Origin of the sequence: Flavobacterium sp. FlaQc-47 (genome assembly GCF_044006475.1) — a bacterium.
Taxonomy (GTDB): Bacteria; Bacteroidota; Bacteroidia; order Flavobacteriales; family Flavobacteriaceae; genus Flavobacterium.
On sequence record NZ_JBIPCQ010000001.1, the window covers coordinates 42,347 to 59,644 of the forward strand.

4 protein-coding genes are annotated in these 17,298 nt (G+C 32.8%); all 4 read left to right on the top strand.

What is annotated here, in order from left to right; genetic code table 11:
* Nucleotides 1-9 precede the first annotated feature (9 nt).
* Nucleotides 10-6,282, top strand: coding sequence for an amino acid adenylation domain-containing protein (locus ACHRVX_RS00075; protein WP_395327518.1), 6,273 nt, complete (start codon nucleotides 10-12; stop codon nucleotides 6,280-6,282).
* 19 nt (nucleotides 6,283-6,301) lie between these two features.
* Nucleotides 6,302-9,367: a beta-ketoacyl synthase N-terminal-like domain-containing protein gene (locus ACHRVX_RS00080; RefSeq protein ID WP_395327520.1), complete on the top strand. Its 3,066-nt coding sequence runs from the start codon at nucleotides 6,302-6,304 to the stop codon at nucleotides 9,365-9,367.
* A gap of 103 nt (nucleotides 9,368-9,470) precedes the next feature.
* Complete coding sequence (locus tag ACHRVX_RS00085; protein WP_395327523.1) at nucleotides 9,471-15,440, top strand: amino acid adenylation domain-containing protein; 5,970 nt, start codon at nucleotides 9,471-9,473, stop codon at nucleotides 15,438-15,440.
* A 183-nt stretch (nucleotides 15,441-15,623) separates the two neighbouring features.
* Nucleotides 15,624-17,249: an MBL fold metallo-hydrolase gene (locus ACHRVX_RS00090; protein WP_395327526.1), complete on the top strand. Its 1,626-nt coding sequence runs from the start codon at nucleotides 15,624-15,626 to the stop codon at nucleotides 17,247-17,249.
* Nucleotides 17,250-17,298: the final 49 nt, after the last annotated feature.

Here is a 17,298-nt window from a genome sequence, read left to right on the forward strand (position 1 = left end):
ACTAACGTGATGGAAAAAGAAGCAATAAATAACCTTGAAGGATATCAACTTTCTATAAATCAAATGAACTTATGGAGCGTAGCTAAAAATAACATGCAGGATTATTACAATCAGGTTGTTATTGATTTAGGAAATGGAGTGACTATAGAAAAGTTACAACGTGGATTAGCACATGTAGTAAGTAAAAATGAAACATTATTATTTAAAATGAGCTTGGCTTCAACTGCTGTTTTCCCGGTGCAAATAGTATCTGAAGCAAAAGAAATACAAATAATCGAACGCACTGTTCAAGCATTGGATCAAACGACTGTTACAAAAATTGCTCAGGAATGTTTAGGATATAGTTATGAAGCGTTACAAAATGAACAGGTACGTTTTTGTTTACTTACAGACCTAAACGGAAATCAAGTATTGGTAGCGCGTATATTTTCATTTTGGGCAGATAGTTACAGTACTGCTTTTTTATGTAACGAACTTTCAAAAGCGATTCAAAATGAAAATTCGTATAAGAAAGAAGAAAGAGAAGTTGTAGAATATCAGGATTTTTCGGCATGGCAACAACAATTGTTTAGCGATCCGGAAGAAGAAGGCGTTAATTTCTGGAAAAATTATACAATAGATTTAACCAAAGATATTGTGCCGTTTAAAAATAAAACAAATGATGTATTTGCACCGCAAAGAAAATCAATTTGTGTTATTGAGGGCGATGCATATAATGACTTAAAAACCAAATCTGTTCAGGAGAATTGTTCTATTGAAGATTTAGTTCTATCTCAATACGCTGCTTATTTATCAAGATTTGATGAGGATTCGTTTACGCTGGGATATCTTCCCTATAAAAGATATTATAATGAATTAGAAAATACATTTGGGTTGGTCTCAAAAACGCTTCCTGTTCATGTTAAAGATTTATCATTATTATCTGGAAAAGAAACAGGTTCATTTTTTAATAAATCAGTAGAAGAAATCGGAATGTGGTCTGATTATTTTTATGTAAACAGAATCCACGATAATGAAGTAAGTGACGCAACAGTTTTTAATTATGTGTTTGAGTTTTTAGAGGTAAATAATAATGCTTTATCCGGGGATTTAAAAATAAGAGATCTCTACAGCGTTACAGATATTTTTGAACTTAAACTAAGTGCAGCTGATTATGGCAATAAACTGGTAATAGACTTATATTATGATACTGCCCGTTACACTGATGAGGTGATATCTTTAATCGTTGCCCAATTAAAAAATATCTTTACAAATCAAAATAATGTAGTGGGTCAAGCCATTATAGATGCTTCAAATAACACACGAAAAAAGTATGAACCTTTTAATTCCGTTACTGCAATTTTTGAACAGCAGGTACTCTTACAAACAAGTAATACCGCTTTATCTTATAATGATACAACAATTTCATATAAAGAATTAAACGAAAAATCAAATCAATTTGCTCATTATTTAATTCATCAATGTGACATTAAAAAAGGAAATCCTGTTGCCATTTTACTAGATCGCACACCGGATTTTATGATTAGTGTTTTGGGAATTCTTAAAGCCGGAGCTTACTATATTCCTATGGACACCGCTTATCCAACAGATCGCATACAATTTATTCTGGAAGATGCTGCCTGTACCATTTTAATAAGTAAATCCACCGAAGATTTTTCGAATGTAACCGTCCTTGATCCATCTAAAGGAGAGATTTTTCAATCAAATGCAAATACAGCAGTATTCAACGAAATATATCCGGAAGATATTGCGTATTGCATATATACTTCAGGATCTACAGGAAACCCAAAAGGATGCCTGATCACTCATGCTAATCTTTTAAACTATATACAATGGTCAAATGATTATTATTTTACTGATCCTGCAACAGGAAACTGGGGATTAATTACTTCTGTTTCGTTTGATCTAACCATCACATCACTTTTTACAAGCTTAACAAGAGGTAAAAAATTATGGATAGGATCAGATGAAAAAGCAATAAATGAATTACTTACAGAAAGTTTCACAAACCCTGAAATTGATACCTTAAAATTGACACCTTCACATCTTTCGTTATTGAAAGAATTGAATATCGAAAAAACAAACGTAAAAATAATTATAGTTGGAGGAGAACAATTAACTCAAAATCAATTACAAAACGTCTGGAATATCAATGCTGATATACGCATATTTAATGAATACGGACCTACGGAAACAACCGTTGGGTGTATTGTAAAAGAAATGACTGCCAGACAATCTCAAGTGCGTATAGGAAAACCCATTGCAAATACAACGATAACTATTGTAGATGCTGAAGGGAATCCTTGTGATATTGGAATGTACGGAGAAATCATAATTTCAGGTGCAGGAGTTGCAAAGGGATATTTAAACCGCCCGGAACTTAATAATGAACGATTTGTTACCGCACAAAATGGAGCGTTATCTTATAAAACCGGAGATGTAGCAAGATGGATGGACAATGGTGAAATAATCTATAAACAAAGAAAAGACGATCAGGTAAAAATAAGAGGATATAGAATAGAATTAAGTGAAATAGAACAACAACTAGTACTTCATAACAGTATTACCCAGGCTGTTGCTTTAGTTGATAACAGAACTGAGGATAAAAAAGAACTTGTTGCCTATATCGTTTCTTCTCAAAAAGAAGATACTAAGGATATAAAAAGATATCTGGCAAGTAAAATGCCGGAATACATGATCCCATCTGTTATTATAGCTATAGATACAATTCCGTTAACCGTAAATGGTAAAGTTGATAAAAAATATTTATTGACATTAAATGCCGGAATCTCATCACGTGCTGCATATGTTGCTCCCCAAGATGATTTTGAAAAGCAAATTACATTAATTTGGGAACAAATTCTTCAACTGGATACTATTGGAACAGAAGATGACTTTTTTGAATTAGGCGGTCATAGTCTGAAAGCCATACAGGTTATTAATCAATATCATAAAATATTTAATGTAAAACCCGGATTAAAAGAAGTATTTGCCAATACGACTGTAAAGGCACATGCAAATTTGATCAAAAATTCAGCAGTAACAACACATACTTCCATACAAAAAGTTGCTGATGCAGAAGATTATCCAGCATCAGCCGGACAACGAAGATTATGGGTTTTAAGCGAAATTACCGGAAATACTGCCCTATACAATATGCCTTCTCGACTAAACTTAAAAGGCGCATATAATGTGGAATATTTTTCAAAAGCAATAGAAGCTGTTTTGGACAGACATGAAGCTTTACGAACCACTTTTAAAGTAAATAAGGAGGGAGAAGTAAGACAGATTGTAAAAACAACAGAAGAACTGGGCTTCACCGTAGCGTATATCGATTACAGATCTGATCTGCATCAGGACAAAAATGTAGATGCATACCTAAAAGAAGATGCATACGCACCATTTGATCTAAAAAAGGGGCCATTAGTTAGAACCAGCATATTACAGCTTTCAGATGATCAATATGTATTTTATTACAATATACATCATATTATTTGTGATGGCTGGTCAATCGATGTTCTTGCCAAAGATGTATTTGCTTTGTATGAAAACTATTTAGAAGGGAAACAAAGTGAATTAACAACTTTAAAAATTCAATATAGAGATTATGCTGCATGGCAACAAAATCAACTACAGCAAGAACTAAATAACAGCCATAAAGAGTATTGGTTAAAAAGCTTAGCAGGAGAACTCCCAACTTTGGATTTACCGTATCAAAAAGCAAGACCTCCCATTAAAACTTATGCAGGTAATAATCTTAAAACCTATATATCATCGGATCTTACTAATCGTCTTAAAAAATATGGTCAAAATCAAGGAGGAAGTTTATTTATAGGATTATTAGCTGTATGGAATGTTTTATTTCATAAATACACAGCTGAGAAGGATATAATAATAGGAACACCTGTTGCCGGGAGGGATCATGCTGATTTAAACGATCAGATCGGATTTTATCTCAACATGCTCCCGTTAAGAAATACAATACATCCAGAAGAAAGTTTTGACTCCTTTTATAATACCGTAAAAGAGAAGACAATCCAGTCCTATGAGCATCAAATGTATCCTTTTGATTCTTTAGTAGACGATCTTGATATGCAAAACGATACTAGCCAAAGTGCACTATTTGATGTTATGCTAGTGCTGCAAAACATGAGAGATGTAGTGGAAAATACGAATCTTAATCCAGATGCTTTTACTTCTATAAAAGATAACGGGTATAAAGTTGCTAAGTTCGATATGGATATTGCTTTTCAGGAACAGGGAGATTATCTCTCGTTTAATATTACCTACAATACCGATATCTATGCCCAGGAATCAGTAAGTCGTATCATAAAACACTACAAGCAATTGCTGGAAATAATTTTAGAAAATCCAGATAAAAAAATAAAAGATATAGAGTATGTTCCTAAGGAAGAAGTAGAGGAAATTATTTTTGACTTTAATGACAGTGCAAAATCATATCCTACAGATAAAACAGTAATCGATTTATTTGTTTCTCAAGTATTGAAAACTCCTGATAATAAAGCATTATTCTTTAAGGATATAAACTATACCTATCAGGAACTGGATACTCTTTCGAGTCAATTTGCTAATTGCCTGAAAGCAGATTTCAAGGTGGCTAAAGGAGATTTTATAGGCGTACAATTAGAAAGAGATGCTGCAGTAATTATAGCTGTTTTAGGAATTATGAAAGCTGGTGGTGTGTATATTCCAATAGATACCGCTTTTCCTGAATCTCGTAAATCCTATATTTATGAAGATACCAAAATTAAATTAATCATTACAGATCAATCTACTGTAACTGTTCAGGACGATTACAATGGGGTTGTATTTGACATTGTGAATGATTTTAAAGCAGCAAATTATAAAGAAGCTTTAGAAGATGTAAAGCTAACACCAAATGATCTTGCCTATATCATCTATACTTCTGGTTCAACGGGAAATCCAAAAGGGGTTAAAATTGGACATCAATCGCTGCTGAATTTTCTGTACAGTATGCAACAAAAACCAGGAGTTAGTGCAAATGATGTATTATTTTCGGTTACAACTTATTCTTTTGACATTTCAATTTTAGAGTTTTTTGTACCGCTATTGTCAGGAGCTGCTTTATATATGGCAAGTAAAGATGTTTTATCAGATCCTAATTTAATTATTAAAAAAATAGAAGAGATACAGCCTACAATCATTCAGGCTACTCCCAGTTTTTATCAAATGTTGTTCAACGCCAATTGGAAGGGCAATAAAGGATTAAAAGTACTGTGTGGAGGTGATTTATTAAGTGAATCCTTAGCAGAAAAATTAATCAACAATAATTTAGAAGTTTGGAATATGTACGGACCAACAGAAACTACTATTTGGTCCAGTATAAAAAAAATAGAACATCCGGGAGAATCATCCAACATAGGAAAGCCAATAAACAATACACAGTTTTATATTTTGGATGATTTTTTAAACCCTAAACCAATAGGCATACCTGGAGCTCTTTATATTTCAGGTGATGGATTATCAAAAGGATATTTAAACAGATCAGAGCTTACAGCACAAAAATTTATAAAACATCCTTATAAAAAAGGAGAACTTCTTTACGAAACAGGTGATTTCGGAAAATGGCTTCCTGATGGCAATATTGAATTTCTGGGCAGACAGGATGATCAGGTAAAAATTTCCGGATATCGAATAGAACTTGGGGAAATAGGACAAGCTTTGATGTCACATCATCAAATTAATGAAGCAGTTGTAGTTGTAGATATAGATGAGTTTAATACCAAAAGCTTAAAAGCTTATATCGTCACCACAGATACATTATCGCTGGAACAGTTAAGAACATTCCTTAAAAATAGAATACCGTATTACAGTATTCCCTCAGCGTTTATTGCTTTAAAACAATTACCGATTACCATAAATGGAAAAATTGACAAAAAAAAGCTAGGAAATGCATTAGGAATTAAGATCACCAGTGAAAAGGAATATGTAGCGCCAGAAACTCAAAAAGAAAAAATAATCATACGGATTATAGCAACCGAGTTAAGGATAGAAGAAAGTACAATAAGTGTACTCGATAATTTCTTTGATATGGGAGCAAACTCAATAAAAATTTTTAAAATATTGAATGAAATCAATAAAGAATTAGGTGTAGATGTCAGAGTAGTTTCCCTCTTCGAAAACCCAAACGTTGAAGAGTTTGTTCAATATTTAAACACAGTTGAATCTTTAGAGGAAAATAATATAGAAGAACTGGAAGATATCTCTGAGGCATTAGATGAATTTATAAACTTAATTTAATACATATAATATAATTACGATGGAAAATAATAATAGAAAAAAAGATATTGCTATTGTTGGAATTTCAGGCAGATATCCTAAATCAGCTACTATCAATGAATTCTGGGAACATTTAAAAAATGGTGAAGAATTAGTCCATTTTTATAACGATGATGAATTAAGGGCAGTAGGAGTAAGTGAAGAAAATCTTGCAAATCCAAATATAATAAAAGCACAAGCCTTTCTGGAAGATCCTAATAGTTTTGACTACTCTTTTTTTGGATATACAAAACAAGAAGCCATGTCTATGGATCCTCAAATTCGTATGATGCACGAACAGGTTTGGACTGGTTTGGAAGATGCCGGATATAACCCAAAAAAATATAAAGACAAAATTGGACTGTACTTGTCAGCCTCAGATAATATGAATTGGAGAGCTTATACCATGATTTCAAATAATGAAAATATAAATTCATTTTTTCTAAATCAAATCTCTAATGAAAATTTTATAAGTACACTCATCTCTTATAACCTAAACCTGAGAGGTCCTAGCTATTATGTCGATACAGCTTGTTCCAGTTCATTGGTAGCCGTTCATCAGGCTTGCCGTTCCTTATTGATGAGGGAATGTTCGATAGCAGTTGCAGGCGGTGTACGAATATATTCAAAACCATATAAAGGACATTTATATCAGGAAGGAATGACCAATTCGAATGATGGTCATTGCAGAGCTTTTGACAAAGATTCATCAGGAATTGTTTCTGGAGAGGGAGCGGGAGTAGTGGTTTTAAAAAGATTTGAAGATGCTATAAAAGATAATGATCAAATTTATGCAGTAATTCGATCTTCGGTTGTCAATAATGACGGAAACAGAAAAGTAGGATATACAGCGCCAAGTATAAACGGGCAATATGAGTGCATCAAACAAGCGCATCAAATTGCAGATGTAACACCAGAATCTATCACCTATATAGAAGCGCATGGTACAGGAACAAAATTAGGGGATCCTATAGAAATAGAAGCACTTAATAAATCTTTTGGGTACAATACAAATCATCATTGTGCTATAGGTTCGGTAAAAACAAATATAGGACATCTTGATGTAGCAGCTGGGATTACAGGATTTATCAAGACTACATTAGCATTAAAAAATAAAATGCTTCCCCCATCCTTACATTTTAAAAACCCAAATCCGGAAATCAATTTTAAATCAGGTCCTTTTAAAGTGCAAACAGAATTGTCAAATTGGATTTCGGATAATAACCAACCTCTAAGAGCAGGTGTAAGCAGTTTTGGAATTGGTGGAAATAATGCTCACGTGATCTTAGAAGAAGCCCCGATAAAAAATAAAATTACAGAAGATAATAGCTATAAACTACTGCGTTTTTCTGCACAATCTCTAGGATCATTAAATGCTTATCAGGAAAAACTAGTTTCATTTCTTGAAACCAACGAAAATGATAGTTTGCAGGATATGGCCTATTCACTTCAAGTTGGCAGAAATCAATTTAAATACAACAGGTTTTTAGTGTCAAATTCAAAAGAAAAAGCACTGGAAATTTTAAAAGATTCTTTAAGCACCGCTCTCTACTCAGGAAAATTGGATCAAAAGCGAAAAATCGTCTTTATGTGCACTGGTTCTGGAGCACAGTATAAAAACATGGGAAGAGACCTTTATGAAAATGAGCCGTATTTTAAACAACTTATGGATGAAGGATTCTCGATCATTAAAGAATTGACTGGGGTCGAGGTTTCAAAAATCTTGTATAAAGAAAATACAGATCAGGAAGAAAGGTTTGATATCAATAAAAATGAGTTTACCCAACCAATAGTATTTGTCTTTGAATATGCTTTAGCGAAGTTAATGATGCATTGGGGTATTCATCCCGATAAATTGATCGGGCATAGTACAGGAGAATATGTTGCGGCTTGTTTAAGTGAAGTTTTTTCGTTTGAAACAGGAGTAAGATTAGTTGCAAAACGTGCCTTATTGATGAATAAATCTCGTAAAGGAAGCATGTTGAGCGTATCACTTTCTGAAGAAAAAATAAAAGCATATTTAAATGATAACGTCGCTTTAGCAGTGGTTAATTCTCCGGAATCTTGTGTTTTATCAGGAACAGAGGATGCGATAGAGGGGCTTATGGAAATATTTGAAGCAGAAGAAATTTTATACTCAAAATTAAAAATTTCATTAGGCGGACATTCCTTTTTAATGGATTCAGTTTTGGAAGAATTCAGACAAGAATTAGAAAATGTTGAATTCTCAGCATTAAAGATTCCTTTTGTATCCAACTTGACCGGACAATTAATAACTGCCGACGAAGCAAAATCAGCACAATACTGGATAGATCATTTACGTCGTACCGTAAGATTTTCTGATGGTTTAGCCACCTTATTAAAAGAACCCAACAGCATTTTTATAGAGGTAGGACCTGGAAATACCTTAACGACTTTGTTCCAGCAACAAAATCATGATCAGGCAGCTAATAATACAGCTATAAACCTGATCAGACATCCAAAACAGGAAATTAATGATCAGGAACATCTTCTGATAAAAATGGGAGAATTATGGCTCAATGGACTGGATATCAATTGGGAAGTATATTATGGAGCACAAAAACCGTATCGTGTTTCTCTGCCGGGTTATGTATTTAATAAAACAAAACTTCCTGTAAAAGTAAATCCATTTGATCTCTTGAATTTTTCAGGATCAGAAAATAATACTACAATAACACGTTTTGCTTTAGAACACTTTGATGATAATGAGGCATTTAAGGAGGATCTGGATGAAAATGTAGTGTCTTTTGTTAATTATGTAGCACCAACAAATGAAACGGAAGAAAAACTGGTTGAAATGTGGAAAACCTTTTTTAGTAAAAATGAGGTCGGAATTTTAGATGATTTTTTTGCCTTGGGAGGCAATTCCTTAAAAGGAGTTACCATGCTTAAACTGATTCAGAAAATATTTGACATAGACATAAAAATTAAAGATTTCTATCAAAAATCTACTATAAAAGAACTGGCTTCCGAGATAGATATGAGATTAAAGTTTGTTGTAAATCTAGAAGAAGAAAGTAGTTATAAATCAGTAATGACTATCTAGAAAGGATCATCTTCTTTTTCTTTATACGCTCAAAGCGACAAAAAAATAACACATTTTATTAATTATAAAAAAAGCTATTACATAAACCAAAAAACAAAATACAATGGTCAATTTATTAAATGAAATATACGAGAATAATATTACTATAACATTAGATGGTACAGATCTTAAACTTGGCTTTAAAGATGAGGTAATAGATGAGGCACTTATTACAAGAATAAAAGAAAATAAGCAAGAAATTGTTTCTTACCTTACTAAGTATACATCTTCAAACAGGTATAATAATATACCTAGAGTTGAGACTCAAAAGAGCTATGAAGTATCCTCAAGTCAACTTAGAATGTTATCCTCAATTTTTATAGAATCAGATGAGAAAGGATTCAATTACGCAGTACCCAACTCTATTCGTATAAAACAAGATATTAATGTTACAAATTTTAAACGTGCTGTATATAGTACAATAGAGAGACATGAGTCATTGCGTACTGTTTTTAAAATCAATGAAGAAGGGCAAATAAGACAATATATTGTAGAAAAAGAAGATTTAAATTTTACAATAGATTTTTTTGACCTTAGAACTTTAGATAAAAGAGAAGAAGAAGTAAAGTCTATTACCAGAGATGATATAGAAAAACCATTTGATATTGGCAAGGGACCATTAATTAGAGTAAGTTTATTTCACTTAAAGGATCGTGAATTTATTTTTTACTGTAATATACATCACGTAATAAGCGATTCCTGGTCTCTTGATATATTATTCAAAGACATTTTTGCATTTTATTCATCTTTTGAATCTGGTGTTCCGGTGGAACTTCCAGAACTAAATATTCAATATAAAGATTATGCGGCCTGGCAAAATGAGCAACTTTATAATGGGCTTTTTAAAACCGAGGAGGCCTATTTTAAAGATACATTTTCAGGAGAATTACCGATACTTAATTTCACAAATAACAAGAAGAGACCAGCTATAAGAACGTTTAATGGATTTGCACTTAAATCCTATCTTTCTAAAGATACCACTGCGCTGTTTAAGAAGTTTTGTTCCGATAAAAAAGGAAGTGTTTTTATGGGATTATTAGCTGTTTGGAATGTACTCCTTTATAAGTATACCAACAGTACCGATATTATTATTGGTACTCCAATTGGTGGGCGTGATCACGCCGATTTAAAAGAGCAAATAGGGTGTTATATCAATTCATTGCCATTACGAAATCAACTTAATCCTGAAGAAACATTCAATGCATTTTTTGATACTGTAAAAGAAAATACGTTATCTGCCTTAGATTGTCAGTTTTACCCTTTTGATCAGTTATTAAAATTGATCAATTATAACAAGGACATGTCAAGATCTCCTTTGTTTGATGTCATGCTCTTACTGCAAAATGCATTATACGAATATAATGTAGATGCAACTCAAACAAAAGATATAAAACTATTGGGAGAAACTTCAGCATTAGCAGATTTAGATATCAACTTTATGGAAGAGGGAGATTATTTATGCTGTCATTTAGTATACAATACAGACGTTTTTGAATCTGAGTATGTCATAGGTTTATTAACACATTTTAAACAATTACTGGAAAAAGTTGTTTTGCAGCCTAATACTCCTATTCAGGAAATTGATTATTTATCTCTAAAAGAGAAAGAAGAATTAGTTCTGGATTTTAATAATATAACATTCGCATATTCTCAAGAAGAAACCTTGTTATCCTTGTTTGAAAAACAAGTAAAGCAAAATCCGGATAAAATTGGTCTTTTTGCTGGTAACAAAGAATTTACATATGCAGCATTAGATGAGTCTTCAAATAATCTGGCTCGTTATATAAATAAACAGCATCAAATTAAAAAAGGGAAACTTATAGGGATACAATTAGAACGTAATGAGTGGAATATTATATCCATACTTGCGATTTTAAAATTGGGTTGCGCTTATGTTCCTATTGCTGCTGAGATGCCTAATCAGGTAAAAGAACACATTATTGCTGATACTAAGTTAGAATTGCTGATCACAACAACATCTTATATTTTTGATCTTGAGTTTTATACCGGAGCATTAATGGCGGTAGATATTGTTTTTGATGCCAGTGACTGTGATCCAATAACAATTGCTGTAACACCTGCTGATTTAGCCTATGTTATTTATACTTCCGGATCAACAGGACTTCCTAAAGGAGTTATGATAGAACACAGTCAAATTGTAAATACAATCCTTACTCAAATTGATTACTTTAAATTAGATAAAAACTGTAGAGGCTTACAATTTGCTCCATTTTCTTTTGATGTTTCTGTATGGGAGACCTTTTTGATTCTTCTATCAGGAGGAACTCTTTATATGGCAAGCGAAGAACAAAGAAAGGATGCAAATACACTGACAACCTTTATAAAAAACAACAAAATCAACATTGCTGCATTGACGCCTTCCTATCTCGCCCTGATAGATATTGACGATTTAAAAACAGTACAGATATTAATTACTGGCGGAGAAGTGCCGGACTATGAAATTGTAAAACCATACTTTAAATATGGTACTTATTATAATACATACGGACCAACTGAGGCTAGTGTGTGTTGTACTATTTTTAAAATGCCGGAAGATAATACAATGGCTTACAGTAATATACCTATTGGTAAACCAATATCAAATGCCAAAATTTATATTCTGGATAAACATCAGAATCTGGTTCCAACAGGCGTTGTAGGAGAAATATGTATAGGAGGGGCAGGTGTTGCCAGAGGATATCTTAACAGAGAAGAATTAACCCATCAAAAGTTTATTAAAAACCCATTTGAAGCAGATGGGAGATTATACAAAACAGGAGATTTAGGAAAATGGACTCCAGAAGGTAATATTATTTATGAAGGGCGTAATGATGAACAAGTAAAGATAAGAGGGCATCGTATAGAACTAAGTGCTATTGAACATCAATTATTGTCTAATGAAAAAATAGACGAAGCTGTAGTGGCCGCACAAAATGACGAGAAGGGAAATAAAGAACTTGTTGCCTACCTCGTAATGACAGCTCCGGTCAGTATAGAAGAACTAAGATCTTTTTTATCAAAAATTATCCCTGATTATATGATCCCGACAAGTTTTATCTTTTTAGATAAAATGCCGTTAAACATAAATGGTAAAGTAGATAAAAAAGCACTCGTAAAAACAGTCGGTATAGAATTATATAGTGAAGTAGAATATGTAGCACCAATCACCACCGAAGAAAAAATTCTTGTTGAGTTTTGCGAACTGGTTTTGGATAAAGAGAACATTGGGATAAAAGACAATTTCTTTAGTTTGGGAGGAGAATCCATAAAAGCCATAATGTTAATATCGAGATTAAAACAAAAAGGATTGTCACTAAAAGTAGATCATATTCTTAGAAATCCAGTATTAGAAGATCTTGCTAAATTAATTACTGTAAATACGAGAAATATCGATCAGTCTGAAGTTACGGGTGAAATTCTATTGACACCCATTCAACATTATTTCTTTTCTAATTCGGCCATAAAAGAAAAACAGCATTATAATCAGTCTGTTCTTCTAAAAGCAAAGGAAGGAATTAATTCGGTAAATCTAATAAAGGCACTCACACAGATTATCAATCATCATGATGCCCTGCGTACTCAGTTTGAAAAAGAAAATGAAGTTTGGAAACAGCGTAATCTTAACAATGCTTCTTTTAATTTTGATATTGAATTATATGATTTAAGGGATGAGGATGATGCGCTTTCTGCCATGAAAACGATAAGTGAGGAGATTCAGTCCAGTTTTAATTTAGAAAAAGGAAGACTTATAAAAGCTGTTGTTTTTAAACTAAAGGACGGTGACAGACTGGCTTTATTTGTGCATCATTTGATCGTTGACGGAGTATCATGGCGCATATTTTTACAAGACTTGTCTGAAACATATGCACATAATCAAAGAGGAGAACAATATCAGTTACCACTAAAAACAGATTCTTATCAATATTGGGCCAAGGGGTTACATCAATATGCCTCTAGTGTGGAATTAGGCAAGGAGAAATTGTTTTGGGAAGAAGTTTGTTCGTCAGTTGTTGCGCCAATTCCAATAGATTTTAACAATACGGATCAGGTACATTATCACGATCAGAAAGTGACCCTTTTACTGGATAAAGAATATACCAATAAATTGCAAACTCAGATTTCGAAACAGTATAACATTGAGATTAATGATGCTTTGCTTACCGGTTTAGGTCTTGCATTAGAGGAAGTTTTTGAGGTAAAAAGATCCGTTCTTACAATGGAAGGTCATGGTAGAGAGGAAATCTTACCTGCCATGGATGTTAGTAGGACTATTGGCTGGTTTACTTCGACTTTTCCTTTTGTTTTAGAAATATCATCATCAGATAATATAGAGAACATTCTTAAAATTAAAAAAGATTTGAATAAAATCCCTCAGAAAGGAATTGGATATGGAATTCTTAATTTTTTAGATGAAAAATCAAACCTGGAAAAGGAGACTTGTATTGAATTTAACTATTTAGGAGATTTTGGAAGTAAAGTAGGAGCAAATGAAACCTCACCTTTTGATTTTTCAACAGAATCTATCGGTTCTTCTTTTAGTAAGAAAAATGGAAGTGAAGCCAAACTAAGTATAAACGGGATGATTTCATCAGAGCAATTAAAGATGACCATCTCATATTCTTCTAAGGTTTTTAAGGAAGAAACAATTAAAGATCTTGTAAAAGCCTATCAAAGAAAACTGGAGCAAACCATTGATGATCTTATCAAATCAGAAAATGAGCTCAAAAAAACAACAGTAACTGAGCCTCAAAATGGTACGCAAAAACAATTGCAGGTACAAAATGATTGGCTGGAGGTATCAGAGAATCAGAAAAGAATTCTGCAATTTTCACAATCACACGGAAGGTTTGGACCAATTGTTATTTCAGATTTTTCAAAAGACACTTTTGAAGGTACGTTCAGGGAATTTTTAGGACTTTTCCCTTTTCTAAATGTAAAATTTAAAAAAGATACTGATAATCTTATATCCCAGAAATATGTATCCAATCAAGAGGTAAATTTAGAGATAAAGATTGTTGATGACTACAATGAAACCAAGAGAGAGAAAATACAGGGAGAACTAAATGACTTTTTTTTAAATCCTTATGACCTATTTGATAATAGTACCATGATCAGGTTATTTTTAATACCCGATACTGCAAATAAAGCCTATCTTTTTGTAGGAATCCAACATTCGGTTACAGATATGTACACAAATTTAATTGTACAGCAAAACCTGATAAATTTTTATAACAATAAACCGATAGAAAATGATTACAAATCGAACTATGAATTTATAGCATGGCAGAAACAATTTTTAAAATCAGAAATTGCCAGGGAGCAACGCGAATACTGGAAGGATTATTTGAAAGGTTTAGGCATTACAAAGCAAAATGAGGTTCAGTACAATTTTATTGAATGTGTGACGCAAAAGATTGCCATTAAAGGAGAAGATTTCCAAAAACTAAAGCAAAAAGCAGATAAGCTAAACCTGTCACTAACAGGAGTATTAATTGCAGCGCATCAGAAGTTATTAAGAGAAGTAAGGAAAAATGATAAGTATTTACAATTAACAATTGTCAACGGGCGAGAAGAAGTTTCCAAAGAAATTGAAGTTAATAAAATTCTGGGAGTGCTTAATAATTATTTACCATTGGGGGTTTTAGATCCTTCAGCTTATCAATCTCATAAAGATTTTATTCTCGCTGCATATACTGATTATATTCAGTCCCGTCTTTACCAGACTATTCCTTACGAGATAATTAGAAAAGATTATAAAGAAATGACTGCAATTGATATAGAAGGAGCAATAGGAGGGACATTTAATTATCAGGTTCCCACCCATAATAAGACAATAGACGAGTCTATTTCTGGAGAAGTAATCGTCAACTCTTATAGTAAGAATAGTTTCAATACGGGTTTAGACCTTACGTGTTTAGTTTATGAAAATGGGATTCTGTTAGATTTGATGTATCCTTTAAGTCATGGGGAAACTCAAAGACCCTTTGATTTGGATTTTTTCATTAAATCTTGCTTGTACCCTCTCTTAGATTAAATCTTTTGACAACAGCTCAATTTGATTAATAATAGTATCCTTTTGCAGTAATAGATTTAGAGACAGTATGTTTTACAACAAAATCCTTGCGCTCTTTAGATGTCCGGAGGATATGTTTTATCCAAATTCACAGCAAAATCATCAAAACTTAAATAAATAATTAATTAGAAAAATAACAATATCATGGAAATACAAAATAATGATTTAGTATATATTAAAAGAAATTTAGCTATAGAGCCTTTAGTAGACAACTGGTATGCCTGGCCTCACTTGATATCCCCTGCTACAGCTGCAATGAATATTAAAGATCGACATTTGAAAATTATGTCCTCTTATGTTCAAAATCCTATGATTCATGCTGCAGCTGTAAAAACACCTAAAATGTTAGGAGGACCTTTTATAGATTATGACGGAAAAAGAGTAGATGAAATTCAAGGACTTATTGACAATACAAAAGAGCAGTGTGCTGATCTTTTGACCTTAAGAGAAGATGTTTTCGCTCTTAACGATCTCCTTAAAAAAGAAGCTAAGGGATATGCTCTTACCGATTTATACAATAAGGTGCCAGAGAGTTTACAGGGGCTTGTAGAATTGGTGTATGACATCAATAATAATCCCTCTTTTCGCTTTTTCGAATCCTTATTATATGAAACAGAGTTTTACAAGGAATCCCTTCAAAGTTTCAATTTGTTTTTAGTACATGATGATGATTCAAGATCATTTGTACTGAGTACACCAAAACTGCCTGGAGGGGATATTTTACGAGTAAATCTACCACTCAAAAGCGAAAAAATTGATCAGCTTTTTGAAATGGAAGATCATCCTAAAACATTTGGGGAAATCGCAAAAATATTTGATGTAGAACCGGAAGATATTCCTTTGTTTAAATCTTTTTTTACAAAAGAAAAGTCTAAAAAATACGAGCGATATGCCGGAGACGGTGTACTTACAAGGTATTTTGGACATGCCTGTATACTTACAGAAACAAAAAACACGACAATATTGGCAGATCCATTAGTTAGTTATGGTTATGAGTCTGATATATCACGATATTCTTACGATGACTTGCCTGAATCTATAGATTATGTATTGGTAACACACAATCATCAGGACCATATTCTTTTTGAGACTTTATTGAGACTAAGACGTAAAATTAAAAATATTGTTGTGCCAAAAAGCAATGGCGGTTTCCTGCAGGATCCAAATCTGAAACTAATGTTTGAAAGAATAGGATTCAAAAATATTATAGAACTGGGAGAGATGGAAACCATTCATTTTGAAGATTGTTCAATTACAGGATTGCCATTTGTTGGAGAACATTGTGACTTGGATGTAAGAAGTAAATTATGTCACCATGTAGCCTACAAGGACGGATTAAAAGTATTGTTTGCAGCAGATTCTTGTAATGTATCACCAAAGTTATATGAGCGTATTCATAAGGTTATGGGAGATATAAATGTTATTTTCTTAGGGATGGAATGTGAAGGAGCACCGTTATCCTGGTTATACGGACCATTAATGCCAGAAAATTTAGCCAGAGATAAAGATGAATCCAGACGATTGGCCGGATGTAATTTTGAACAGGCTAAAGCACTAATAGATGTTTTTAAACCTAGCGAAGTCTTTGTTTATGCTATGGGAATGGAACCTTGGTTAAAATACATAAGTTCTATCAAATATACAGATGAGTCTATTCCGATTGTAGAGTCAAACAAATTATTAGCATACTGTCTTGCCAATAATATAGAGCCGGAAAGGCTTTATGGAGAAAAAATCGTTGAATACAAAAAAGACCTTGTTCTTAGTTAAGCAAGGGGAAGTAATCCGGGCATTATTATTAAAGTTTTAATGCCCAAAA